This is a genomic window from Carboxylicivirga sp. (genome assembly GCF_982718395.1).
This window is the reverse complement of record NZ_CEXQWX010000001.1, coordinates 15,603-41,296: the sequence shown is the minus strand read 5'-3', so window position 1 is coordinate 41,296 and position 25,694 is coordinate 15,603. Positions and strand designations below refer to the sequence as shown.

At 38.5% G+C, this 25,694-nt stretch carries 24 protein-coding genes; 14 read left to right on the top strand and 10 right to left on the bottom strand.

Features of this window, described 5'->3' with window-relative positions; genetic code table 11:
• Nucleotides 1-439 precede the first annotated feature (439 nt).
• The 4 genes from AC4MRQ_RS00185 to AC4MRQ_RS00170 all read left to right on the top strand — a co-directional run bounded on the left by AC4MRQ_RS00185 (nt 440) and on the right by AC4MRQ_RS00170 (nt 5,190).
• A complete protein-coding gene (locus AC4MRQ_RS00185; RefSeq protein WP_491195604.1) occupies nt 440-994 on the top strand; it encodes a porin family protein in 555 nt (184 codons plus the stop codon).
• A gap of 136 nt (nt 995-1,130) precedes the next feature.
• Nucleotides 1,131-3,473: a TonB-dependent receptor gene (locus tag AC4MRQ_RS00180; RefSeq protein WP_491195603.1), complete on the top strand. Its 2,343-nt coding sequence runs from the start codon at nt 1,131-1,133 to the stop codon at nt 3,471-3,473.
• Nucleotides 3,474-3,478: 5 nt separating this feature from the next.
• Complete coding sequence (locus AC4MRQ_RS00175; protein WP_491195602.1) at nt 3,479-4,357, top strand: DUF4249 domain-containing protein; 879 nt, start codon at nt 3,479-3,481, stop codon at nt 4,355-4,357.
• 443 nt (nt 4,358-4,800) lie between these two features.
• Nucleotides 4,801-5,190, top strand: coding sequence for an HU family DNA-binding protein (locus AC4MRQ_RS00170; protein WP_491195601.1), 390 nt, complete (start codon nt 4,801-4,803; stop codon nt 5,188-5,190).
• Between the two features lie 187 nt (nt 5,191-5,377).
• Here the strand turns inward: AC4MRQ_RS00170 and rnhB are convergent, their stop codons facing one another.
• From rnhB to AC4MRQ_RS00150, 4 genes are all read right to left on the bottom strand, one after another.
• Nucleotides 5,378-5,980 (bottom strand): ribonuclease HII, encoded by a 603-nt coding sequence (gene rnhB / locus AC4MRQ_RS00165; RefSeq protein ID WP_491195600.1) that lies wholly within the window; start codon nt 5,978-5,980, stop codon nt 5,378-5,380.
• Nucleotides 5,981-6,095: 115 nt separating this feature from the next.
• Nucleotides 6,096-7,100 (bottom strand): M28 family peptidase, encoded by a 1,005-nt coding sequence (locus AC4MRQ_RS00160; protein WP_491195599.1) that lies wholly within the window; start codon nt 7,098-7,100, stop codon nt 6,096-6,098.
• 11 nt (nt 7,101-7,111) lie between these two features.
• A complete protein-coding gene (gene cysS, locus AC4MRQ_RS00155) occupies nt 7,112-8,587 on the bottom strand; it encodes a cysteine--tRNA ligase (protein WP_491195598.1) in 1,476 nt (491 codons plus the stop codon).
• Between the two features lie 202 nt (nt 8,588-8,789).
• Nucleotides 8,790-9,605 carry a toxin-antitoxin system YwqK family antitoxin gene (locus AC4MRQ_RS00150; protein WP_491195597.1) on the bottom strand — a complete coding sequence of 272 codons (816 nt, stop codon included), beginning with the start codon at nt 9,603-9,605 and terminating at the stop codon, nt 8,790-8,792.
• A gap of 219 nt (nt 9,606-9,824) precedes the next feature.
• Here AC4MRQ_RS00150 and rnr point away from each other — a divergent pair, with 219 nt between their 5' ends.
• From rnr to AC4MRQ_RS00130, 4 genes are all read left to right on the top strand, one after another.
• On the top strand, nt 9,825-11,996 hold the full coding sequence (rnr, locus tag AC4MRQ_RS00145; RefSeq protein ID WP_491195596.1) for a ribonuclease R: 2,172 nt from the start codon (nt 9,825-9,827) through the stop codon (nt 11,994-11,996).
• A gap of 129 nt (nt 11,997-12,125) precedes the next feature.
• The gene (locus tag AC4MRQ_RS00140) at nt 12,126-12,737 is read left to right on the top strand and encodes a TetR/AcrR family transcriptional regulator (RefSeq protein WP_491195595.1); all 612 of its coding nucleotides are present in this window, start codon (nt 12,126-12,128) and stop codon (nt 12,735-12,737) included.
• A gap of 40 nt (nt 12,738-12,777) precedes the next feature.
• Entirely contained in the window at nt 12,778-13,692 is a 915-nt protein-coding gene (gene metA / locus AC4MRQ_RS00135; RefSeq protein WP_491195594.1) for a homoserine O-acetyltransferase MetA, read from the top strand.
• Nucleotides 13,693-13,696: 4 nt separating this feature from the next.
• The gene (locus AC4MRQ_RS00130; protein WP_491195593.1) at nt 13,697-14,506 is read left to right on the top strand and encodes an HAD family hydrolase; all 810 of its coding nucleotides are present in this window, start codon (nt 13,697-13,699) and stop codon (nt 14,504-14,506) included.
• Here the strand turns inward: AC4MRQ_RS00130 and AC4MRQ_RS00125 are convergent.
• From AC4MRQ_RS00125 to AC4MRQ_RS00115, 3 genes are read right to left on the bottom strand one after another with little or no spacing between them, the layout of a single operon-like run.
• Complete coding sequence (locus tag AC4MRQ_RS00125; protein WP_491195592.1) at nt 14,496-15,305, bottom strand: DUF3108 domain-containing protein; 810 nt, start codon at nt 15,303-15,305, stop codon at nt 14,496-14,498. The genes AC4MRQ_RS00130 and AC4MRQ_RS00125 overlap by 11 nt on opposite strands.
• A 55-nt stretch (nt 15,306-15,360) precedes the next feature.
• Complete coding sequence (locus AC4MRQ_RS00120; protein ID WP_491195591.1) at nt 15,361-15,672, bottom strand: MTH1187 family thiamine-binding protein; 312 nt, start codon at nt 15,670-15,672, stop codon at nt 15,361-15,363.
• Nucleotides 15,672-17,498, bottom strand: coding sequence for an Ig-like domain-containing protein (locus AC4MRQ_RS00115; protein WP_491195590.1), 1,827 nt, complete (start codon nt 17,496-17,498; stop codon nt 15,672-15,674). Before AC4MRQ_RS00115 ends, AC4MRQ_RS00120 begins: the two co-directional genes overlap by 1 nt.
• Before the next feature lie 174 nt (nt 17,499-17,672).
• Between AC4MRQ_RS00115 and AC4MRQ_RS00110 the strand changes: the two genes are divergently transcribed.
• A complete protein-coding gene (locus AC4MRQ_RS00110; protein WP_491195589.1) occupies nt 17,673-18,560 on the top strand; it encodes a DUF8429 coiled-coil domain-containing protein in 888 nt (295 codons plus the stop codon).
• A 101-nt stretch (nt 18,561-18,661) separates the two neighbouring features.
• Here AC4MRQ_RS00110 and AC4MRQ_RS00105 read toward each other — a convergent pair whose 3' ends face one another.
• The 3 genes from AC4MRQ_RS00105 to AC4MRQ_RS00095 all read right to left on the bottom strand — a co-directional run bounded on the left by AC4MRQ_RS00105 (nt 18,662) and on the right by AC4MRQ_RS00095 (nt 21,203).
• Entirely contained in the window at nt 18,662-19,114 is a 453-nt protein-coding gene (locus tag AC4MRQ_RS00105; RefSeq protein WP_491195588.1) for a hypothetical protein, read from the bottom strand.
• 211 nt (nt 19,115-19,325) lie between these two features.
• On the bottom strand, nt 19,326-20,363 hold the full coding sequence (locus AC4MRQ_RS00100) for a glycosyltransferase (RefSeq protein WP_491195587.1): 1,038 nt from the start codon (nt 20,361-20,363) through the stop codon (nt 19,326-19,328).
• A 60-nt stretch (nt 20,364-20,423) separates the two neighbouring features.
• Complete coding sequence (locus AC4MRQ_RS00095; protein ID WP_491195586.1) at nt 20,424-21,203, bottom strand: radical SAM protein; 780 nt, start codon at nt 21,201-21,203, stop codon at nt 20,424-20,426.
• Between the two features lie 351 nt (nt 21,204-21,554).
• On the opposite strand from AC4MRQ_RS00095, the gene holB reads away from it, so the two are divergent.
• The 5 genes from holB to AC4MRQ_RS00070 are packed head-to-tail and all read left to right on the top strand — an operon-like array spanning nt 21,555 to nt 25,626.
• Nucleotides 21,555-22,673: a DNA polymerase III subunit delta' gene (gene holB / locus AC4MRQ_RS00090; protein ID WP_491195585.1), complete on the top strand. Its 1,119-nt coding sequence runs from the start codon at nt 21,555-21,557 to the stop codon at nt 22,671-22,673.
• A 48-nt stretch (nt 22,674-22,721) separates the two neighbouring features.
• Nucleotides 22,722-24,014 (top strand): PSP1 domain-containing protein, encoded by a 1,293-nt coding sequence (locus AC4MRQ_RS00085; RefSeq protein WP_491195584.1) that lies wholly within the window; start codon nt 22,722-22,724, stop codon nt 24,012-24,014.
• A complete protein-coding gene (locus AC4MRQ_RS00080) occupies nt 23,992-24,483 on the top strand; it encodes a gliding motility lipoprotein GldH (protein ID WP_491195583.1) in 492 nt (163 codons plus the stop codon). The genes AC4MRQ_RS00085 and AC4MRQ_RS00080 overlap by 23 nt, the downstream gene beginning before the upstream one ends.
• A 4-nt stretch (nt 24,484-24,487) precedes the next feature.
• The gene (trmB, locus tag AC4MRQ_RS00075; protein ID WP_491195582.1) at nt 24,488-25,276 is read left to right on the top strand and encodes a tRNA (guanosine(46)-N7)-methyltransferase TrmB; all 789 of its coding nucleotides are present in this window, start codon (nt 24,488-24,490) and stop codon (nt 25,274-25,276) included.
• A 17-nt stretch (nt 25,277-25,293) separates the two neighbouring features.
• Nucleotides 25,294-25,626, top strand: coding sequence for an MGMT family protein (locus AC4MRQ_RS00070; RefSeq protein WP_491195581.1), 333 nt, complete (start codon nt 25,294-25,296; stop codon nt 25,624-25,626).
• Nucleotides 25,627-25,694: the final 68 nt, after the last annotated feature.

Here is a 25,694-nt window from a genome sequence, read left to right as displayed (position 1 = left end):
TTATTATGAATGGTTCATCTTAAATCATTAAGCCAATTACACAATATTTAGTATATCACATTTATATAAATTTGAAAGTTCTTAGGTGAAGTTAAATATGATCTGGGAATTTGATATCAAAACAACAATACGTATTGTTACTTTGGCTAAAGAAAGCTCATGATTTTTTATATTTAATGATAATATGGGTTTGTAGCTATTCTTATCATTTACTAACGGTAGATGAGTATATGTAATTACCGTACCACCAGCTTATTACATATAATTTTCCAAAGAAAAAAATGTAACATATTTTTATTAGATTAAAGTAAACAATACTTTGACCAATTAGCTCAAATACTTCAATCAACAGCTTAAAAACTTCCACCAACGTCATTTTGAGTTAAATCACGGTTATATACATTTGTCCTCGATAAAAACTAACAAACATTTTAAAACGATGAAAAAAATTTTAATGATTGTTGCCGTTATGGCATTTGTTGCAACTACTTCGTTCGCTCAAACAACATTTGGTGTAAAAGCTGGTCTTAACATCTCGAATATTAAAGTAGATGGTGATGGAGCAAGCGCAAGCTTCGATTCGAAAGCAGGACTTGCTATTGGAGGATTTGCGAAATTTAACCTTAGCGATGAATTTGCATTACAACCAGAATTATTATTCTCACAACATGGTGCAAAAATTGGAGATGCAAAGTTCAATTTAAATTACATTTCTGTTCCTGTAATGGCAAAATATTATTTTAGCGGTTTTAACATTCAAGCTGGACCGCAATTAGGTCTATTAATGTCAGCAAAAGCTGATGATGAAGATGTTAAGGATTCAATGAAAGGAATGGACTTTGGAATTAACATTGGTGCAGGTTATGATTTCGAGATGGGATTAGGAATTGATGCCAGATACAATGTTGGTTTATCAAATATTGCAGAGGATACTGACGATGATTCAAAAATGTTAAACAAAGGTTTTCAATTTACTCTAAGCTACGCATTCTAAAAAGAATAAATGTTAATAAAAGAACCGGCCTGGTGCCGGTTTTTTTGTACTTCATCGCTAAATGTTAAATTCTGTTAATACTTTACGTGCATAGCTTTTATCATCAGTCTTAAGTAGGAAACACTAACTTATACTTATGAGAAAGCTTCTGCTTGCAACAATTCTGTTGCTAAGCTGCTATGTGGCACAAGCCCAAACAAAGCAGTACACCCTCAGTGGTTACATTGCCGACGCCGGCAGTGGTGAAAAACTAATCAATGCCAACATTTACGAAACTTCACAACTTCGCGGAGCTGTCAGTAACCTGTATGGCTTCTATAGCTTAACCCTACCCGCCGGAAGCTATGAGGTTGTCTACTCTTATGTTGGCTTTAAAAGCATCACAAAGACTATTAATTTGCAATCTGACCAGACCCTGAACATTAACCTCGACTATGCTGATGCCATTGACGAAGTCACTGTTATTGGTGGTGCTGTTACACATAAACAGACAGACTCGCAAATGAGCAAAGAAACCATCACCATGGATGCCATTGAACGACTCCCAGCTTTTATGGGTGAGGCGGATGTGATGAAAACGCTCCAACTGATGCCGGGTGTACAATCAGGTAGTGAAGCTTCAAGCGGATTATATGTTCGCGGTGGTGGTCCCGATCAAAACCTGATCTTACTCGATGGTGTGCCGGTTTATAACGCCAGTCACCTTTTTGGTTTTTTCTCCGTGTTTAATACCGATGCAGTAAAAAACGTATCGTTATACAAAGGTGGATTCCCTGCCCGCTTTGGTGGTCGCTTGTCGTCTGTTGTTGACATCCGTATGAAGGAAGGTAATGAGAAAGAATTCCATGGAGGTGCGCAGATTGGTTTGATATCATCGCGTGTATTTGCCGAAGGGCCGATAAAAAAAGACAAAACGGCTTTCCATTTTTCGGCCCGTCGTACTTATATTGATTTGATTGCACGCCCCTTTATGAAAGAGGAAGAAACCAGTGGTTACTTCTTCTATGATACCAATCTAAAACTCAACCATAAGTTCTCAGAGAAAAGCCGTATTTACCTGAGTGCCTATTTAGGACGCGATAAGGCCTACAATAAATATTCAGATGATTATACCGGAAGCGATGGCTTCAACAAGAACAGCTATGATAGCAAATTATTTTGGGGAAATATCACTACTGCCCTGCGCTGGAACTACATCTTCAACAATAAGCTTTTTGCTAATACTACCCTCACCTACAGTGATTATCGATTTAATGTTAGTGATAAATCCCAATCCTATACCAACTCCCAACTGGATGAATCACTTTATTACAAATACCAATCGGGCATTGAAGATTGGAGCGCCAAAATTGAATTCGACTGGTACCCGACTCCTAAGCACGATGTAAAGTTTGGTAGTAACTTTATCTATCACACCTTTAAACCTGGTGTTGAAACCATTGAAGATAAAGCCGACAGCAATACTAACAGTAAAACTTACGGCGAAGGCAACACCTATGCCAAAGAAATGAATGTTTTTATTGAAGATGATATTGAATTAAGCGGTCGTTTAAAGGCGAATATCGGACTTCACTTTTCGGCATTTAATGTAGAGAACAACTGGTACACTTCTTTCGAACCACGTGCCAGCATGCGCTACCTCTTATCGGATAAAGTAACGCTTAAAGCAGCCTATTCAAAAATGCAGCAATACCTGCACCTGTTGAGCAATTCAACCATTGGGCTTCCAACCGACCTGTGGTTGCCGGTGACTGAACGTATCAAACCCCAGTTATCGCATCAGTATGCTATAGGTGCCGTATATGGCGGACTTAGAAATATTGATGTATCCCTCGAAGGATTCTACAAAGAGATGGATAACCTGATAGAATACAAAGAAGGTGCTTCATTCTTTGGCTCGTCGCGCGGATGGGAGGATATGGTAGAAACAGGACGCGGAAGAGCTTACGGTGTTGAATTTATGATGAAGAAAGACATTGGGAAAACAACTGGTTGGATTGGTTACACCTGGTCGAAAACCGAGCGTCAGTTTGATAACCTGAACTTTGGCGACTGGTTCCCGGCTAAATATGATCGACGACACGACGCCAGCATCGTCCTAAGCCATAAGCTTAATGATAAAATAGATTTTGGAGCTACCTGGGTATTTGGCACCGGTAACGCCTTTACCCTTTCGACTCACCGGATTGCCCGATTAAGTGTTGAAGAAAATGGTTATACCTATGAATCAACTGTACCGTATTTTGAAAGTCGTAACAATTACCGCATGCCTAATTACCACCGAATGGATCTGGGCATTAACTTTCACAAGAAAAAGAAGCGAGGTACCCGCACCTGGAACATCAGTATTTATAATGTATATAACCGAAAGAATCCCTTCTTCTTATATACCGGACATAATAACGGTGGCGATACTGTGCTAAAACAAGTATCCTTATTCCCTATCCTTCCATCCATTTCTTATTCTTATAAATTCTAGAAATCATGAGAATCATCTATATACTGATCTTTATTGCGTTTTTCAGCTATAGCTGCGAGAAAGAAATCGCCTATAACGGTGAAAAACTGGAGAATTACCTGGTGCTAAATGCTGTGCTGGAACCTGACTCATTGATAAAATGCCAGGTAACACGAAGCAACACCATGTTTCAAAATGGTACGATTGTAACAATAGAAGATGCTGTTGTTGAGCTTTACCAAAACGATCAGCTTATTGAAACATTGACTCATTCACAAAACGGCTATTATCAAACCGCAACTTTGAAAGCTTCAATAGGCGAAAAGTACTCTTTTAAAGTGTCACAAAAACAGTTTACCAACATCAACTGTAACACGATTTTACCTGGTGAAACAGCAGCTGAGCTTACATCAGTTAAATACAATGGCTCGACCGGCAACTACGACATGGAACTTTTAGTGAAAGACAAACCCGGTAAAGATTGTTATCGAATATTAATCTACACGCTAACAAATTTTAATGGTGATGATAACTATTACCAAACGTTTATTGATTCAAATGATCCTGTATTGAATTATAATATGGTTATTAATGATGAGAGTGGTTTTTCAGACTATCCGGATAACAACTTCATGATTTTTAATGACGATTTGTTTGAAGGCGAAGACTATCGACTTAAGTTCTCGATATATGGTTATGAAAATGCCCCGGTTAAAGTAGTACTGCAACACATCACTGAAGATCTTTACCAATATTACCACACGGTTCAGGCACGTGATTACTACCATGAAGATCCATTTACCGAACCTGTACGAATTTATAGCAACGTAGATGGTGGAGCAGGCATATTAGGTGGCGCAACATCAACAGTATCGCTTCATTCACTGCCTGAAAATAATTTGTAACATTTAATAGCCAAACACCTCACCTTAGTCCTCTCCTTTAAGGAGAGGATATGCACAAATCCAAGGGTTAAGGCATTTAATTCAAGACTGATATATACCCAGTTGTACTATTCCTTCTCCTCTTAGGAGAAGGTTAGGATGAGGTGATTAAATTATAGATTATCAGTACGATAGTTACCTGCTTAATTTCCTGACACCCTCCATATTATTTTAAAGCGACATTTGAAAAAGTTGCCACTTTATTAATGTCCGTTTCTAAGTAGCTTATTGGCGATACAAAAGTTGATTGCTGCTCAAAAGAAACTTCATTGCTTGGTTCTTACCTAAGTAATACCTATCTTTTTACCTAGGTAATACTTTCTTTCTACCTAAGTAAACACTTAACTTTTACCTAGGTAAAATTTCATAAAATAAATAACAAGTAATCATCAATACACAAAGCTATGGCCATAAAATACAAGGTAATTGAGCAACCACCCGGTAGGTTAAGCAAAACAGGCAAGCCCACTTATAATGCACGAGCCTGCGATCGCAATAAGGTAAACCTTAAAGACATTGCCGGCTTTATTGTACAAAGGAGCAGCTTGACAAAAGCTGAAGTATATGGGACACTGATATCACTGGTTGACATATTACCCGATCTGCTCCTGATCAATCAATCGATCCAACTCGATGGACTGGGAACGTTTAGTTTACACCTTAGCAGCGAAAGCAAAGATAGCCCCGAAGATGTTACCTGGCGTAGCATCAAAGAATTGAAGCTTCAATTCAGAGCGGACAAAGAATTAAAAGAAGCACTTCAGAAGGCGAATTTCGTACGCGTGGATAAATAAGCTGCTGGATGACTACGTTTTTACGAATCGCATCTTCTACTTGCTAAATTTTACGGATCGTATCTTTATTCCCTTAAATGCAAATAAAGATACGATCCTTCAGGGGATAACTTCTTTAGCATCTTTGAGATGCTTAAGAAGTAGTAATTCAATCTTAGGTCTTATGTCCTGATTCTTATGTCTTTTTCTAAAACAAACTCAACTGTTCATCCAACAAGCGAAAGCTTCGACGATGGATAGGTGAGATTCCATGCTCTTTGATACCTGCTCGATGGGCTTTAGTGGGATAACCTTTGTTCTTATCCCAGGCATAATGCGGGTGTTTCTCATGCATGGCTTCCATATATTCATCTCGATGAGTTTTAGCCAGGATACTGGCCGCTGCAATGGATAAATACTTACCATCACCCTTCACGACACAGGTATGATCAATACCTTCGTAGGGAATAAATCGGTTACCATCAATCAACAGATGTTCAGGCACAGTTTTTAGCTGGTCAACACTGCGGTGCATAGCAACATAGGAAGCCTTCAGAATATTGATTTCGTCAATTTCCTCATGATCAACAAAGGAAACCGCCCAGGCAATGGCCTCCTTCTCAATAATTGGACGAAGCTTCTGCCGTTGCTTTTCGGTAAGTTGTTTGGAATCATTCAGCAACTCGTGCTTAAAATCCTTGGGTAAAATTACTGCAGAAGCCACAACCGGTCCCGCCAGGCAACCACGGCCAGCCTCGTCGCAACCGGCTTCAATCAGCTTTTTATTTAAGTATGGAAGTAAGTTGGGCATTGGTTTGTCAGTAGTTTTTAGTCAGTAGAAAATAGCAGCTAGAGTCTTAATTTGTAAAATTTAATTACCAGCCTTAAGTCTTAGATCTTATGTCTTGATTCTTACCTCTAAAAGATTACTCTTCCCGATAAATAACCTCCAATACGGTTTGTCCAACGGCATTTAAGGTGCTTTTATTAATATTTTCCATAGTGTCGTCGTGGGTATGCCAGTAATCACCAAAGCCTAATCTTGAGTCGGGATTGTACTGGATAATATCAATACATGGGAAATTTCTCAGCTCGGTTACATACACATGGTCATCTGTAATCCATCCACCAGTATCCTTTTTAAAATGATAACCATAACCTAGTTCGTGGGCAATATCCCAAATATACCTTACTAAACCAGGGTCGTAATTCATTGAGTTCTGTTCGTAATAGAAGTAGGCATCCGGTGCACCAACCATATCCAATAAAATACCATATTGTGCCCGATAGTCTGGCGTGTGCGGATTCTTACCCCAATATTGTGAGCCCAAACACCACGTATGATCTTTTTGTGGCAGATTAATATGTGCAGGCTGTCCATAATCTTCTGCATCGAAGAAAATAATATCAACACCTACAGTAGGTTGACTGATATTTATCTGGCGTGCTATTTCCAACAATACTCCTACTCCACTGGCTCCATCATTGGCTCCATCAATCGGACTGTTGCGCTTATCCGGATCTCTATCATAATCAGCAAAAGGACGTGTATCCCAATGTGCACACAGCAAGATGCGTTTTTTATTATCCAAGTTGTATTGCCCTATTATGTTTTTAGCTTTTAATATGGTATTGTCAAAGGCCACAACATCAGCCTCCTGAACAATGACCTCAGCTCCAAATCGTTTTAATTCACCTGCCAGGTAATCAGCACACGCAGCATGCTCCTCTGTATTTGGTACACGAGGACCAAAGCTCACTTGTGTATCGATATAATGGTACGCCGAATCACTATTGAAAACAGGCGTTGGCACTCGTTTTTTTTCACTCTTAGTTTGTGTAGTTGAGCTGTCAGACTTTTTAAAGTCACAGCCAAAAAAAAGCAGGTTGACCGTAATAGCCAAACCTGCTGTGATATGTTTCAATGTCATCCGCATCCTAATTATTTTATGCTCCATTCGAAGCCATCTTTAGTATCTTTAATTTCAACGCCTAATGCCTGAAGCTCATTTCTGATTTTATCAGCCGTAGCCCAATCTTTATTTGCTTTAGCATCAATGCGTAAGTTCAGCAACAAGTTAATCGTTTCTGATAATAACTCATCATTTCCGCCAGTTGAACTTTCAGAATTAACCGATAAACCCAAAATATCGACCACCATATCTTTCATCAGCTTCTTAAGAAGAGCCAGATCATCAGCCGTTAAAGTGGCATTACCCGCCAATACATTATTGATACCTTTTACGGCATCAAACAAATGAGCAATTAAAATTGGCGTATTCAGGTCATCATTCAAAGCAGCGTAACATTTCTCACTCAATTCCTGCACGCTAAAGCTAGAAATGTCAGATGCTGGTAACTTCTCCATATTGGCATAAGCATCCAATAGTCGTTCCATCCCTTTTTGTGAGGCCAATAACGCCACATTTGAGAAATCGAGTGTACTGCGATAGTGTGCCTGCATAATAAAGAAACGAACGGTCATAGGGCTATAAGCCTGCTCCAATTTATCATGATCGCCGCTAAACATTTGCTCCAGTGTAATAAAATTACCCAGGGACTTACCCATTTTCTGACCATCAATGGTAATCATGTTATTGTGCATCCAGTAACGGGCTGGAGAGTTGCCGTGTGCCACCGTACTCTGCGCTATTTCACATTCGTGATGTGGGAATAATAAATCCATACCACCACCATGTATATCAAATTCAGTTCCCAGGTATTTGGCGCTCATTGCCGAACACTCAAGGTGCCATCCGGGGAAACCATCACTAAAACGCGAAGGCCAACGCATAATATGCTCTGGTGCTGCCTTTTTCCAAAGGGCAAAATCAAAGCTATTACGTTTCTCGGTCTGACCATCCAACTCGCGTGTGGTACTTAAAAGATCTTCTATATTTCGGCCAGAGAGAACTCCATAGTTTTCCTTCTCATTGTATTTTTCAACATCAAAATATATCGAACCATTGCTTTCATAAGCCAATCCTTTCGACAAAATATCTTCAACAATTTGCAGTTGCTCGATGATATGACCCGATGCACGAGGCTCAATGCTTGGTTTTTGCACATTTAACTGATCCATGTACGCATGATAACGATCGGTATAATATTGCACCACCTCCATTGGTTCCAACTCCTCTAACCGTGCCTTTTTTGCAATTTTATCTTCCCCTACATCACCATCGTTCTCAAGATGACCAACATCCGTGATATTACGTACATATCGCACTTTATAACCACTGTGCTTCAGATATCTGAATAATATATCGAAGGTTATAGCAGGACGCGTATGCCCCAAATGCGGATCGCCATATACGGTTGGTCCACACACATACAAGCCAACGTGCTTGGGATTAATAGGTTGAAACTCCTCCTTCTTGCGCGATAATGTATTGTATATAAACAACTTATTCTCCATATTCACCAAAACGTCAATTATCAGTTTTTTAACAAGCTGCTAAATTACAAAATTATGCAGCTCATTAGCACCAATAATTCGTTAGTTTTTTAGGCAGTAGATATTTGCGGCCTGGATATTCTTTTGATTTGTTGAATAATGGAGCTACTTCTATTGTAGCGCGAATTGGGAATCGACAGAGTCAATGCTTTTGTGTACAAACTTACTTCTGTTCTGTTCTGATCACATTACCATTTTGATAATGAACAATTTTACTCAAGGATTTATCAGCATTATAAAAGCAATGCTTCCCGGTAAACATCTTACCATTTACAAAAAACCCTTGCTTCTCAACCTGCCCGTTCATGTTGTAAACGGTGTGATTACCTGTTCCTTTAAAGGTAGAATTTGGTTTTGCCTGAGCCAACATTTGCTTAGGTGCCATTTCGTTGGTCGTGATACCATCGGTAACAGCAACATTTTCCTGAAATTCACCATCATTGTATACTCGTTCTGTAATCAGCTTGCCCTGATCATCAAATATTTTTAATGTTCCGGTTGCTTTGCCTTTGTCCCACACACCGGTATACTTCAAGGTTCCGTTCTTGTGATAATATTTCTGAGTTCCTGTTCGCTTTCCGGCTTCATCATAATTCCAATCATAGGCCATGCTGCCATTCTTATGATAAAACTTATAATTACCTTGCCAATGATCGACATGCCACACCCCTTCTTCAGATATCAATCCATTTTCGTAGTAAAAAATAGCCGGACCAATTGCTTTACCTTTCTTATAAGTAATCTTGTGCTTTACATTTCCATTGGGGTAATAAGTTACCCACCATCCATCTTTTTTATTTTCAACGTAAACTCCCTGCTCTACAATTTCTTCTCCGTTATTATCAAATGTCAACCATAAACCATGTTTTAGCTTATTTGCATCGGAATAATTAATGGTATCTCCATTATAAAGCTCGTAGGATTGAGCCATGGTTGCGGAGCTTATTATCAGGCCTATTATTATAACAGCGTTTCGCATCTTATAAGTTTTGGGTGTTTAGCGCATCAACATGCTTGACTCATTTATACTGACTAAACCGCTAAAAGGTTATCATAAATCCTATCAAAAAGTAAATCGAATTATTTTTTACCTTTGAAAATCGGTTGTTGTTTCCAGTATCGATTATATTAATCGTTCCCACACCACGTCATACCAGCCGATTAATCTAAGAAACCCTTAACCTTAAATTATAAGAACATGGTCAAGAAGAAAAAGAAAAAAATATCCAGAAAGGATGAACTAAGAAAATTAATACAAGGATTATTCTTTAATAATCCCAAACGTACTTTTAATTATAAACAAGTATCAAGCCTGTTAGAAGTTAAAAAGAAAACAGGTAGACAACAGGTTCAAATCATTTTGAATGAATTGTTTGAATCGGGATATCTTACGGAAGTTGCCGCAGGTAAATACAAACTGTTGAGTCGCGGTTCCACTCTTACCGGCATCATTGATATGACGGCTACAGGGTCGGCTTATGTCATCCCTGACGAAGAAAATGAAGGTGGTGATATCTTCATTCCCCGCAACAATATGAACCAGGCTCTTCATGGCGATCACGTGAAAGTGTTTATGCATGCCCGTCGTCGAAATCGCCAACCTGAAGGTGAAGTCATCGAGATATTAAAACGAAAACGAGACAGCTTTGTCGGTGTAATGCAGATATCGCGTGGGCTAGGATTTTTAGTAGTTGATGACCGGGTTATGCCACATGATATATTTATTCCGGCAAAAGGTCTTAAAGGTGTCAAAGACGGACAAAAGGCCATTGCACGTATTGTTGAATGGCCCGAACGTGCCAAAAATCCGATTGGTGAAATCATTGATATATTAGGTGATGCAGGCGATAACCAGGCTGAGATGCACGCCATACTTGCCGAATTCAACTTACCGTATCGTTATCCTCAGGAAGTTATTGACGAAGCTGAAACCATTGATGCGACCATATCAGAAGATGAAATAAAGAAGCGTCGTGACTTCAGACAAGTAACTACGTTCACCATCGACCCGGCCGATGCCAAAGATTTCGATGATGCCTTATCGCTACAGAAACTTGATAATGGCAATTGGGAAGTGGGTGTTCACATTGCGGATGTGACCCACTACGTACAACCCAAAACCTTATTAGAGAAAGAAGCGTTTGACAGGGCAACTTCAGTTTACCTTGTAGATCGAGTGGTACCGATGTTACCCGAGCGATTAAGTAACTTTATCTGCTCCTTGCGTCCTCATGAAGAAAAACTCTGCTTCTCGGCTGTATTCGAGATGGATGATCATGCCAATATTATCAACAGCTGGTTTGGAAGAACAGTTATCTACTCCGACCGTCGATTTACCTATGAAGAGGCACAAGATATAATAGAGACCGGCAAAGGAGATTTATCAGATGAAATACTTACCCTTGATAAACTGGCCAAGAGTCTTCGTGACAAACGCTTCAAAGAAGGTTCGGTTGGATTTGAACGTGTTGAAGTTAAATTTAATATTGACGAAAAAGGTAAACCTCTTAGTGTCTTCTTTAAGGAGTCGAAAGATGCCAACAAATTAATTGAAGAGTTTATGCTTCTGGCCAACAAAAAAGTGGCGCAACTAATTGGTGGCAAAGAGCTGGATAAAAGTCGACGAAGTAAGGCAAAGACCTTTGTATATCGTATCCACGATGTTCCAAATCCAGATAAATTCGAGAATTTTGCCTCTTTTGTTCGACGCTTTGGTTACGAAGCCATGCCAAAGGGAACCGAAACAGTCAGTGCATCGCTCAACCGCCTGTTAACTGAGGTGCAAGGCAAAGGCGAGCAGAATATGATTGAAACATTAGCTATTCGAACAATGGCTAAAGCTATTTACTCAACTCATAACATAGGTCATTACGGCTTATCATTTAAATATTATTCTCATTTCACATCTCCTATACGTCGTTATCCTGATATGATGGTACATAGATTATTGCAGCGTTATCTTGATGGTGGCAGGTCAGTTAATGAGGATAAGTATGAGGAAATGTGCGAGCACAGTTCAGATATGGAACAACGCGCTGCCGATGCTGAAAGGGCATCAATCAAATACAAGCAGGTTGAATTTATGAAAGATCATATCGGGCAAAGCTTTGATGGTGTGATATCGGGCGTGACTGAATGGGGACTGTATGTTGAAATCATTGAAAACAAATGTGAAGGTATGATTCCAATTCGCGACCTCGACGATGATTTTTACCATTTCGATGAAGACAATTATTGTTTGGTTGGACGTAAGTACAATCGTACCTACCAGTTAGGGCAACCATTAAAGATTATAATTGCCAATGCCAATATGGAGAAAAAACAATTGGATTTTACACTGGCTGAAGAAGAAATCCATTCGACCAAATAATTCAATAAGACACACATAGCTATCAATCTGCTCATTACAGGCGTCCATTTTAGAATCTTTAATTTCCGATTTTTTAATGGACAAAACTATTGCTACTTTTGCAGGTAGTTAATTAATAAACTTTTCGGGATGAATATAGGTGTCGGCTATCCATCAGAAACAACCAGTGATGGCATGAGGGTTGCAATCATTGAAGCAGCCAGAGAATTATTTGCAAGATTTGGATATAAAAAGACAACAATGGAAGATATTGCCCATGCTTTACGCAAGGGTAAAAGCTCGTTATATTACTACTTCAAAAACAAGGAAGAGATTTTTCAGGCAGTGATTGAACTGGAAAAAGATATACTTTTTACAGAGCTTAATAAGGTTGTTCAGTCAGATTTAAATCCAAAAGATAAGTTCAGAGAGTATGTGATTACCCGCATGAAAACCATACACATGCTCGAAAACTACATGAAAGTTCTTAAAGATGATGCACATGGTGTATATGATTTCTTTGACAAGTTGCGCGGGAAAGGGGAAGCTGAAGAAGCTTTGTTCCTGACTAAAATGCTGGAAGAAGGATTGGAGGAAGATTGCTTTCAGATTAAGAATGTAAACATGGCGGCTGTTGCCATTGCAATTGCTTTAAAAGGACTTGAAGGACCTCTTTTTCAAGCGCACAGCAACTTCGAAGACTTTAAAGTACAAATAGAAAACATCTTAAACATTTTATTTTTTGGAATTGTAAAAAGATAGCTAAGCAAAACATTAACCACCACACAACAAAAACCACCATATGCCAATTAAAATTCCGGATACATTACCAGCTCGACATGTGCTGGAGAATGAAAACGTGTTCGTCATTGGCGAAACACGTGCCTTACATCAGGATATCAGACCACTAAAAATACTGATACTTAACCTGATGCCTTTAAAAATAGCAACCGAAACACATCTGCTAAGGGCACTTTCAAACAGCCCCTTGCAAGTAGAGGTTGATTTTTTAATGACATCAAGTCATGTTTCTAAAAATACACCACGGGAACACCTCTTTGCATTCTACAAGGTTTTTGAGGAAGTTAGAAACAACAAATATGATGGAATGATCATTACCGGTGCTCCGGTTGAATTGCTGGATTTTGAAGAAGTTAATTACTGGCCAGAGCTGACTGAGATAATGGATTGGAGTAAAACTAATGTGACCTGTACTTTTCATATTTGCTGGGGTGCACAAGCTGGCCTTTTTCATCATTATGGTATAAAAAAATATAAGCTTGATAAAAAGATGTTTGGCATTTTTAAGCACACTGTCGAACATCCTGAAGAGCCATTAATGAGAGGTTTCAACGATCTTTATCATGCTCCTCATTCTCGTTATACGGAGGTAAAAGAATCGGAGATAGCAAATCATCCTGACTTGATCTTATTATCAAAATCGGAGAAAGCCGGAATCTACATGGTCATGTCGAAGGACAGGCGCCAGATTTTTGTGACTGGACATTCTGAGTATGATGCCTCTACACTGCGCGAAGAGTATGACCGCGATGTGGCAAAAGGTCTTGATATTGATGTACCGGTAAATTATTTCCCTGATGATGACCCTGCAAATGATCCAATGGTACTATGGCGAAGTCATGCAAGTTTGCTATATTCAAACTGGCTAAATTATTACGTCTATCAGGCAACTCCGTTTCAACTGGATCAAATTTAATTGTATGACAAAGCTATTGGCAACCGATTTAGATGGCACCATTCTGGCCAGAAATGCATCCTTTAATAAAGCTGACCTGGAGGTTCTGGAATCACTGGGTAAGAAAGGTATCATCCGGATTGTTGCAACCGGACGAACCTTACAATCAGCATTCAAGGTTTTACCTAATGATTTTCCAATTGATTATCTTGTGTTTTCATCAGGTGCCGGTATCTATTGTTGGAAAGAAAAGAAGTTGTTATTGACCCAACATCTTGGTTTCGAAAAAACAAAAGTGTTGGTTGAGATATTCAACAGGCATCATATAGAATACACATTACATCATCCAATACCAGATAATCATCAGTTCTTCCATCCGGAGGGCAATGATCCTCATCCAGACTTTGAACGCTATCTGGAATTTAACAATGCCGATGCCGAACTAATTAACAGCCATGTTCCGGAACTGGAATACACTCAAACATTGGCATTCATGCCAAATATGGAGGTATTTGAAACAATCCGTAGTCAGATTAAGGACATAAAGGTGGTGCGAGCTACATCCCCAATCGACGGCCAAAGCATTTGGATGGAGTGCTTTGATATAAATGTATCCAAGGCCAATGGTATTCTGAAAATTTGTCAAATTGAAAGCATAAACACAGAAGCTGTCACAGTAATTGGTAATGATTATAACGATCTGGATATGCTAACAACATTTCAAAATGCTTTTGTTGTTGATAATGCACCTGATGAGCTGAAACAACAATTCGAGAATCTGAGAGATGTCCGGGAAGCACCGCTTCAAGATTGGCAAAACAGATTTACTTCTTAACTTCAGCTGTTATTGGGTATCGTGTATTTATGGCATCAACAAAAACAGCCTTGACTGATCCAATCAGAATTTTAGCCTCAACAATAATTGGGATACGATTGTCATCATCGGTAACCCAAACGGTCATATCCTCACCACTTTTAAATATTGTTCCTTCCACTAACAAAGGTGAGAACTTCAGGCAGTTAAAACGCCTGCCATCTCGGTTCTTAATAGTTTCCTTCCCCAGATATCTGATGTAAATATCATGGATCTCACCATCGACTACCATGCTTATCGGGATCTTTTCATTGATCGCATATTTTGAATAATCTATATTGCGTGCTTTATAGACCATTGTAAGCAGATCGAAAGAACAATCATTCCATTGTAAAACTGTATCTCTTTGTGGTTCCTTCTTTTTTTGTATTTGTGCTTTGATCAGCCTGTTTTCTCTATCAAACTGGTACAAATAATTAGCATGGTAACTACCTTCATTGGTGATCCGCTTAAACTCAAAAGGCTCGAGATGAAGTGTATCTACCTTCGTTTCAAAAGTATCGCGTACTTTGAAAAGAAAATCGTACGATGAATAGGTTGCACCATGAGCTTTCAAGTGATAAGCTGGTTCCTCATCAACTGTTATATCATCAACACTAAAAGATACTTGTCCGGCGTTAAGCCAGATAAAGCCCCAATTGTAGTATGCATGATACTTAACTAATTCACCAGCTTTAAAGGCTGTATTCCTATCATTACACTGTGCATTAAGCTGCAAAGTTAACAGCGCCAAAAGCGTTGCTGAAAGTAATTTCTGCATAAAGTAAAATTAAAGACAGCCTGATATCAAAAACAGTGCCTCGTTTATCTTGAAGCTATTTACTGACCTCTCCTATTTTTGCTTCAACAGACGCAATTTTACTAACGATACGCTGCCCTTTGTTTTTTTGTGCATCAATGTTCATTGAGCAATAAATCCGGTCTGAAACAGGCTCAAGAATATCGTAACTCTCCTGAACTATTTTTAGCGCTTCTGCCATTGTATCAGTTTCAATGGTCGTTCCCATTGGATTTAATTTATATGGAACACCACTTTCTTTGATATTCTTAATAACCTGACTAACATATTGGCTTACACTATCCCCTTTATCTGTGGGGAACATCGCAAAATTAAGCAGTACTGACATTATTCTTCTTTTTTCTTTGGTTTACGGAATTTTCTTGAGAACTCATCTAAGTTGAATTGCAGAGGGTCCCATGTCTCCTGATCAATCTCCCAATTCTTACGAATATTAATTTTATTCGGGTAATAAATCAATTCTTCTGGCTGAATACGTTCGTAATAGTTACCACTATCCCACTTGCCGTTCTTGTTCTCGTCCACTACAATACGCAACATATACTCACCCGGATTTAAGTAACGGAAACCTATTTTACCCGACTTATTGGTAATATAAGTTTGCTGCACAACAACTTCTTTTCGATTCAGTATTTGCACTAGCCAATTTTCATGGGGCTCGTGAATCTGGATAAACACTTTACCATAGCTATCAAGCGACTTGACGCTAAACTGCACATTAATTGAATCGTTCATTAATCCATAAATATCTGCTATAGCTGCAGAGTCAATGATCATTTCATACTTTACACCCGGCTCCCATTTATTTTTGATCGAATAATTCAATATGGATTTATCATCGTGAATAAACTCAAAATCCGTTTCTTCTTCAGGAATGGTATCTTTATGGTTATATAGCTTCAACGCATTTATATCAAAACTAACTGCGGGCGCCGGTAAAGAAAAACGAAACTGTCCAAAAACATCTACATTGGATTTAACGCTGCGGAGTTTGATGGTTGGGATTGGTTCCGGTTCATCATCTTTTTTACGCCTTTTCTTCTTTTTTTCCTTCACTTCGAAAAAATACATGGCAATTGTATCTGTTTTTGTGTAAGGGTTATCTAAAGAATCCCGCATTATATAACTCAATGAAACGGCTAAAGAGTCCTGATTATAGAAGGTGCTGTCGGCAACCCAAAAAGTCACGGTATCATTTTTTGCAGACCGATCCATAATAAAAGCATCCTTCACAGACTCGTGACCGGTCAATTCCAGTTTAGCATCCTCTTCTAAGGGACGGTTAAAATAGTAAGTTAACTTAGCACGTTCCTTTCGTTCTTCACTCATTAAATACTGCTCTTTATAATCGTGCTGAAACTTAAAAAGCTGCACACTATCAGGAGTATATACCAACTCTTCATAGTAATGAATCGAGTCTGTTTCCAGAGAATCGATACGGATTGTATCAGCAAACTGACGATATTCAAAACCAGGTTCTACAAAGATATCAGACCATGCCATCGCCTCGCCAGGCTGATCAAATTTGTAATTACGATTGGCATCTTCCAAAGCATATATTCGGTATTTACCCGGACTCACATTACGGATATTAAATCTTCCTTTTGAGTTGGTTTTTGCCATCCGAATCGGCACCAACTTCTGTATAGCTGTATCATTCACATTATTGTGAAGAAATATCAATACTCCTTCTGACGGAGACAAATCATCAGCATCATAGAGATTTCCTGACACTTGCAACGAATCGATATATTCTCCTGTTGAAAAAGAAAATGAGTAATTCTCCAATACGTTACCTTCATTATTATCCACAATGGCATCTGCAAAATCAAGGGTATAAGTCGTATTAGGCTGAAGGTCTTCCTCAAAGGTTATCATTAACCTGTTACCACGAGCTTCCACAATCGGCTGTTCATTAACCGGCGGCGAAACAATAAATTTGGTTCGGTAATCCTTAAGTTGGATTAGTTCATCAAATTCGATATAAATCTCATTCTTCTGGTAGTTAAGTGAACTGGCCTCAGGTATCGATCTGACAACGACTGGTGGAGTTTCATCTTTTGGTCCGCCAGTTGGCATTCCTACATTGGCGCAATACCAAAATAACTGAGTAGCTGCTAAGATTATGGCAAGTTGAATTATTTTCTTCTTCAAAATGAGTGCTTTTTAATTCTTCACAAATTTATATAAAGATTATGCAATAATTCGATATAAATTCATTTTTGAATTTCAAGAATATTTCTATCCGGCTTTACTCACAGGCTGCTCATTGCATGCCAGTTAAAAAATAATAACTTTGTCGTTGCACTCAAAAGCACTTTGATTATTATGAATAAAAATACTGCTAAACCATCGTCAAAGCTGGTATATATAATTGGTGGAGTTTCAATTGTTGTTATTTCGGTTTTATTGATCTTATTTTTCTCAAACCGACAAGAATACAAAGCAATGGTTGAAGAAATGACGGAAGAGAAAACCATACTGACTGAGGAATTTCAAGCATTAGCGTTGAATTACGATTCGCTTCATAGTAACAATGACACTTTAAACCTGATGCTTGAGCAGGAACGCGAAAAAATCACCCATTTAATTGAGGAAATAAAAACCATCAAAGCTACTAATGCCAGAAAAATAAGAGAATACAAGAAAGAACTGTCGACCCTAAGAGGTGTCATGAAGAATTTTGTTGTCCAGATTGATTCGCTCAACCGCCGCAATGAAGAATTGACACAAGAAAACATTCAGTACAGAAAACAACATGATGCCATAAAAGAATCTTATAAGGAACTTGAAAAGGAAAAGGAAACCCTGGACAAAAAGGTAGAGATCGCCTCTCAGCTCGAAACCCGGAATATTGAAACCACCGGGCTTAACAGCAAAGGCAAAGAGACAAAAAAAACAAAAAGTGTTGTTAAAATCAGAACTTGCTGCACAGTTCTTAAAAACGTAACTGCTCCGGTAGGCATTAAAACGGTTTTTATCCGCATCCAAAGACCTGATGATGTACTCCTTATCACATCAAAGGATAATTTATTCGAATATGAAGAGCAGGAAATTAATTATTCTGCTAAGCGTGAATTTGAGTACGGCGGAGAAGATGTTGACGTTTGTGTATACTATACCGCTGCTGATGGAGAACTTTTAAAAGGTGTATATACAGTTGATGTATTCGTCGATGGCTTTAACATTGGCACCGGCAATTTCGAATTAAAATAATCGTAAACAAAAACATACGAAAAACGGGAGGCAAATACTTCCCGTTTTTCTTCCTGACAAAGTCGATTAATAATCCACTTGCCCTCTTGGTATATCGTCGGCTATGCCAACTGCTTCTTTTTAAGGAAGCCACTATTCGATTCGGATGTGATATAATTGCTCTCTTCTGTTTCTGATTGGATAATACTTTCCGAAGCATGCGGATAATTGAGAAACGACTCATAAAACTTAACCTGCTCGAAATAATTAAGCTTTAGCTTGGTCGGACTCATTAAAAATTTCCGGGTCCAAAAACTAACCGGGTCGTACATGTTTACCACCTGCAGACCTTTGATCTTTAAAAAATAATCCAACAAAAGCTCTGTGGAATATTTATCCTTAGTAATCTGATTCAATGTTGCCAGTATATTTACTTTATCCTCCTCTCCCTGAGGAAACAATAACTTTTCAAGTTCTTTAGCAGCATTTTTTTCTGCTAAAAGAAACATGCCTTTCTTCCAGAACCATAGTCCGAATAGAGAAAGTGCGAATAGTGTTATCAGTAGCGTTGTCATCACAAAAATGATTATACTAATTATTTACTTCCGATATTATTGGGTTTAGATGAAATGGCTAACATATTCAGAAAGAAGACTTAATTGACCTTCCTTTTTATGCGCCAATTATCGATTATTAATACTTACTGAAGCGATAAAGGTTACATTTTTCTTGACGAGATGACATTTTTGGATGACAAAAACAGCTTATTCAAGGTTGAAGCGGATATTAAAAAGGGGGCAATGTAAAACTATTAAAATCCTTGCCACATTTAGCAAAGCTTAACTCTTCATACCACCGGAAAACAGATTGCACTCCCAGCTCTTTTTGACAAATCATACGAAACCCAAAACTCTCGTACATTCTTTTAGCTAAATACTCTTGCTCGAATTGCCCAGGAGTTGGAATCAATAAGGCTCTTCGTCGGCAGTAAAGCAAATCCATTAATGTTGAATAACCCGAACGACAAATGATAAACCGACTATTTTCTATCAGAGCTTTTTGATCTGCCGGACCGACGTGTGGTAAAACAATGATATTCCCCTCTTCCCGAATTGATTTTCCGGGACAAGCACCTAAAATAACCGTTCGTAATCCACTCTTCTTTAGTTGTGATAATAAGGTTGACTCCAGTTCTTCTCTTTGTGGTTCTGGCCCAGATAAAATTATTAGAACATCAGCCTTTTCCTTAAACGAAACTGTATTGTCTGCAATCATCAATCGCGAACTTATTCCCAAATAAGTTGACTTGATTCCTTTTACCGGTCTTGCCAATGAGCCTGCCAGACGCAGTGAAGCATCATCAGGAATCCAACATTCGTTAAACCGGCTCAACCATCTACGGCTTATGTAGTTGGTTATTGGTCTTAGAAAGGAAAAAGTGCGCCCAATATAAGGATGTGTTTGGTGTGTTATTATGATTGAATACACATTCTCGGAATAGAAACCATAACGATGATCAGATATAATCAAATCAATGTTTTTTTCCTTTATTATTCGGCTAACATGTTTCTTATCTGAACGAATACTTCGGATTAATGCGGGCAATTGTAGCATCAATTTCAGCCACTGATGCTGACCTTTCGACAAGCTTACATTAAAACCTTGCATCTCAATCCACTCCAGCAAAGAAAACTCTTCTCTTAAAACATGCAACGAGGAACCTTCACCAGCCAACAATACATAATGACCTTCATTGAGCAAACTCTTCACAACAGGAACTAGTCGGGTGGCATGACCTAACCCCCAATTCAGAGGGCTGATCAATATCCTTTTTTTATTTGCTCTTGATGTGGTCACATTGCAAATATAACATCATCTGTTTCTTTAGCCCGATACAGAAACAACAAAGCCTTTTGCTCTTGCTTTTTCTGCAATGCTTTCCAAAACACTAAGCGATACTTTCTTTAAAGAGTTATAAGGAGTATCTCTTTCGATGGTATATATCATGATTTTCTCAGGCTTGATTCTCTCTAAGGCCATTAACCACGAATTAATATCTTCTTCTGTTGTATTGTCTACAATATCACCTTCAAGCTCACCTGTTACAAACATTGTTTGAATAATCAACTTCCCTTTAAAGTCGCAAAGTTCCTGTATTGTCTTTTCCAGATCAAAAGGATAGTTGGGTTGATCAAGCTTTAAAATAGTTTCTTTCAGTCCAGAGTCCAACTTCTGGATATTATCTTCAATCTTCAGAAGTGCATTAACAACTTCAGGTTTGTTTATACGCGATGCATTTGAAAGAACCGCTATTCTGGCTTCAGGACAATATTCATCTCTTAATTCAATTGTATCATCAATCACTCCACTAAATTCAGGATGCAAAGTGGGTTCTCCATTACCTGCAAACGTTATCACATCAGGCTTTAAACCGTCTTTTAACATCTCTTTTAGTTTAACATACAATGCATGCCTCACCTCATCGCGAGTTGGCATTTGTCCCGTTTTATCCCCTAACTGGCCATTTAAACCACACTCGCAATAAATGCAATCAAACGAACATATCTTTCGATTAACCGGTAAGAGATTCATTCCTAAGGAAACACCTAAGCGACGACTCTTAACCGGACCAAATACTATATCATCAAACAAAAACGTGGACATACTTTCTTTTTTTGCAAATGTAAGAGTTTAGTGACAAGATTCAGGCGATACCTATATGATATGTTTCAGTAAAACTTCAACGAGCATTCGCATAAACTTCCATGACAAAAATTTAAAAACATTGGAGAGTTTTTCAAAAACTTCGGAAGTTTCTTGAAAAACCTCGGAAGATTTTTAAAAATCTTCCGACCTTTTTTAGATCATGCTTTGGTGCTTATCCGATGAATATGATCAATGTGCTAATATTCATCGGATAAGCCTCCTAAACCCCCTTTGTGGTCTATGGTCATGAGCCATTTTACACAACGAACTAAATTGCTATCTTTGGTGACTTGAATTTTAGGCAACTTCATGAAGTTTAAAGAGGTAATAGGGCACCATAAAATAAAGCAGCATTTGATTAATATGGTAAAAGAAAACCGTGTCAGTCATGCTCAATTATTCTGTGGACCTGAAGGGATTGGAAAAATTAACCTAGCATTAGCCTTTGCTCAATATCTTAATTGTCACAACAGGCAAGATGATGATTCGTGTGGAGAATGTCCTTCTTGTATCAAGTACAAAAAACTTATTCATCCAGACCTACATTTTGTTTTTCCTGTTGCAAAAAGCACGAAACACAAAAATCCGGTAAGCGATTCTTACATTAATGAATGGCGGCAATTTGTTTTAGGTAATACTTATTTTAATATCCACCAATGGTTTAACTTTCTTGATTCTGACAAACAAGGATTAATTTACAGCCAGGAAAGTCAGGAGATTATTAAAAAGCTTAGCCTTAAAACCTTTGAGGCTAAGTACAAAGTGATGATTATCTGGTTGCCTGAAAAGATGCATGTTGCAGCGGCCAATAAGTTGCTCAAATTACTGGAGGAACCACCCGAAGGAACAGTATTTCTATTAGTATCTGATAATCCTAACGAGATATTGGGAACGATATTAAGCAGGGCGCAACGACTAAATATTCCTGCACTGGAAATAAATGACATTGCTGAGGCCTTAAAAAAAGAATTTGACTTTGACGATAATGAATGTGAAAGGTTTGCAAAGTTATCGGTTGGCAATTATGTCAATGCCAGAGAAATAATCAACCAGGGAGAAGAACGCTCTTATTATTTCGACAAGTTCGTTTCTGTAATGCGTTTAGCTTATGGACGGAAACTATTTGATTTGATTGACTGGTGTGATGAAATGAACCGACAATCTAAAGAACGGCAAAAAAACTTCCTTGAATTTGCCCTCAGGTTGATTCGGGAAAACTTCATGATGAATATTCAGGAGAAAGATTTATTGTATCTTACACCTGAAGAAGAGAATTTCTCGTTGCGATTCGCTCCGTTTATTAACGATGGTAATATTCTTCAGTTGAGTGAAGAGTTTAGTTTAGCACATTCCCACCTTGAACAAAATGGGAATGCACGTATTATATTAATGGATCTGTGTTTAAAAGTAATTATGCTTTTAAAATAATAAGAAGCACAGATTCTCAAGGCCAAAGAGCCTTTTATATTTTATTTTATGGAAGAAGTTATTCAAGATACAAGTAAAAAAGGATGTTCGGGTTGTAACAGTCGGTGCGGTAAACTTAATGTGTACGACTGGCTTGATGACTTACCCGATAGCATCAATAGCACTGACATTGTTGAAATACAATTTAAGAATACCAGAAAAGGTTATTTCAAGAATAGCAATGCTCTTCGGATCTCAAAAGGCGATATTGTAGCTGTTGAAGCGTCGCCAGGTCATGATATTGGTACAGTAACCCTGACGGGCGAGTTGGTATTGTTGCAAATGAAAAAGCACAATATCAACCTGGAAACATTTGAATTTAAACGAGTATACAGAAAAGCTAAACAAGCCGACATTGAGAAATGGGAAGAAGCACGGAATCTGGAGCATGAAACCATGTTAGAATCACGTCGGATAGCTGAGCGTTTAAACCTCAATATGAAAATTGGTGATGTTGAATACCAGGGTGATAAAACAAAAGCCATTTTCTATTACATCGCCGATGAACGTGTTGATTTTCGTCAGTTAATAAAGGTTTTAGCCGAAACATTTCGTGTAAGAATTGAAATGCGCCAGATTGGAGCTCGACAGGAAGCGGGGCGTATCGGCGGGATTGGCCCTTGCGGCCGTGAACTCTGCTGCTCAACCTGGATGACCAATTTTGTTTCTGTAACAACCAATGCTGCGCGCTATCAGGAAATTTCTCTCAATCCGCAAAAGCTGGCCGGACAGTGTGGCAAACTAAAATGCTGCCTTAACTACGAACTGGATGTTTATATCGATGCTCAGCAGGATTTCCCTAAAACCAGCATTGTATTAGAAACTGTTGATGGCAGCTATTACCATTTCAAAACAGATATTTTCTCTCGTACCATGTGGTATAGTACCAGTAAAGAAGTACCTGCAGGAATAGTATCTGTTTCAGTTGATCGTGTTAAAGAAGTCATCCGACAAAACCGTAAAGGGAAGAAAGTTGACCAACTGGCCAATGAAGCTCCAAAAATGATGATTTCGGAGCCAACATATGACAATGTGATCGGTCAGGAAAGCTTGACGCGTTTTGATGAGCAAAAGAAGAAAAAGAGGCGTCCGAGCAGGCGCAAAAATGGAGGAGGTCAACAAAGCGAGGTAAAAAATAATGGCTCGAAGAATAACGAAAGAAAAGCAAAAAGTAACGAAAGAAGACAAGGTGGCAATACCCAGTCTGGTTCCGGAAAACCTTATAATAAATCAAAACGTCGATACCGACCTAATAACCAACGCAAACAACAAGGAGGTGATGGGCAAAATAAAGAACAATAAACTTTTATGGGCCATTTTATTTGGCATTATTACATTAACCAGCTGTGACCACAATGTTGTATTTGATCAATATGTTACCATTCCTGATGGCGGGTGGAATATGGACTCAATGGCAGTTTTCAAACTAGATATTGAAAATCCCGATAAAGCTTATAATGTTATTATCAATATTCGTAATCGCTCCAATTATCCCAATAGTAACCTTTGGTTATTTGTGGATGTAACCAGTCCTTCCGGTCAGAATGTTCAGGACAAGATTGATTGTATCCTAGCTGATGATACTGGTCGCTGGTTGGGATCTGGTTGGGGAAACTTGTATCATGTAAAAATACCTTATCAACAAAACGTAAAATTCGCCGAAACCGGAGAATACACCTTTCGTATTGTACAAGGTATGCGTGAAGAAGACCTGAAAGGCATTCACAATATTGGACTACGATTAGAAGAAGCTGCTGGATTAAAAGAATAAAAAGGTGGGAAAAAACAAGTTGAAAAAGTTTGCCGAAATGGCAAATTACGACCATGTATTTGAAGCTGACTTTAGCGATTTGAAAGGGGAAGACTTTCACCAAAAAGGAAAATGGCATCAGAGTTTTTTTAAGAATAATAATCCAATCGTACTGGAACTGGGGTGCGGCAAAGGTGAGTATACAGTTGGATTAGCCGAACTATTTCCTGATAAGAATTTTATTGGCATCGATATCAAAGGAGCCCGCATGCACCGCGGAGCTACTGATGCTCTGAATAAAGGGTTGAAGAATGTTGCCTTTGTACGAACGCGTATTGAGTTTATTACCGCTTTTTTCCAACAAAATGAAGTGGACGAGATTTGGCTGACATTTCCCGACCCACAAATGAAAAAGGTTAACAAACGCCTGGCTTCAACACGCTTCCTGAAGTTATATAAGGAGTTCCTAAAACCTAATGGACTTATTCACCTCAAAACTGATTCTAACTTTTTATACACTTACACCTGTGAAATGGTAAAAGAGAATAAGTTTCAGATCGAAGTGAACGAATCGGATTTATATAACTCCAACTACCAAAATGAAATACTCTCAATCCAGACGCACTATGAGTCAAAGTGGATTGCACATGGCTTATCCATTAAATATCTGCAATTTCATTTGGAAGATCGGGATCAGTGGATCGAACCGGAAATTGAAATCGATTTTGACAGCTACCACAGTGCCGGCAGAGGAGTTGTAAAAGAACGAGAAACGTTTTCAAAGCATGTTGATGCCAGACGAAAAGGAAGATAAACTAATGAATATTCGCAATGGCAGACAATGATTTTTTCAGTCGGGTTTTTCAGGTTGCTGAATTGATACCAAAAGGCAGAGTAACCAGCTACGGTGCTATTGCCAACTACATTGGCAGCTACAGAGGTGCCCGCATGGTTGGATGGGCTATGAATAAATGCAGTAGCTGGCACCGTTATATTCCTGCACATCGTGTTGTAAACAGTAAAGGCTTGCTAACCGGAAAACACCACTTCCCCGGGGGCGAAACCATGAAAGAGTTACTTGAAAACGAGGGAATTATTGTAGAAGACAATCAAATTATTAATTTCAAAGATGTTTTTTGGGACCCTTCTAAAGAGTTGCTGTAAAGCAGTCTTTTTACCCGATTGAAGAGAAAGTGAATTTCTCTTTTTTTTATACCTTTGAGTCTAATTTT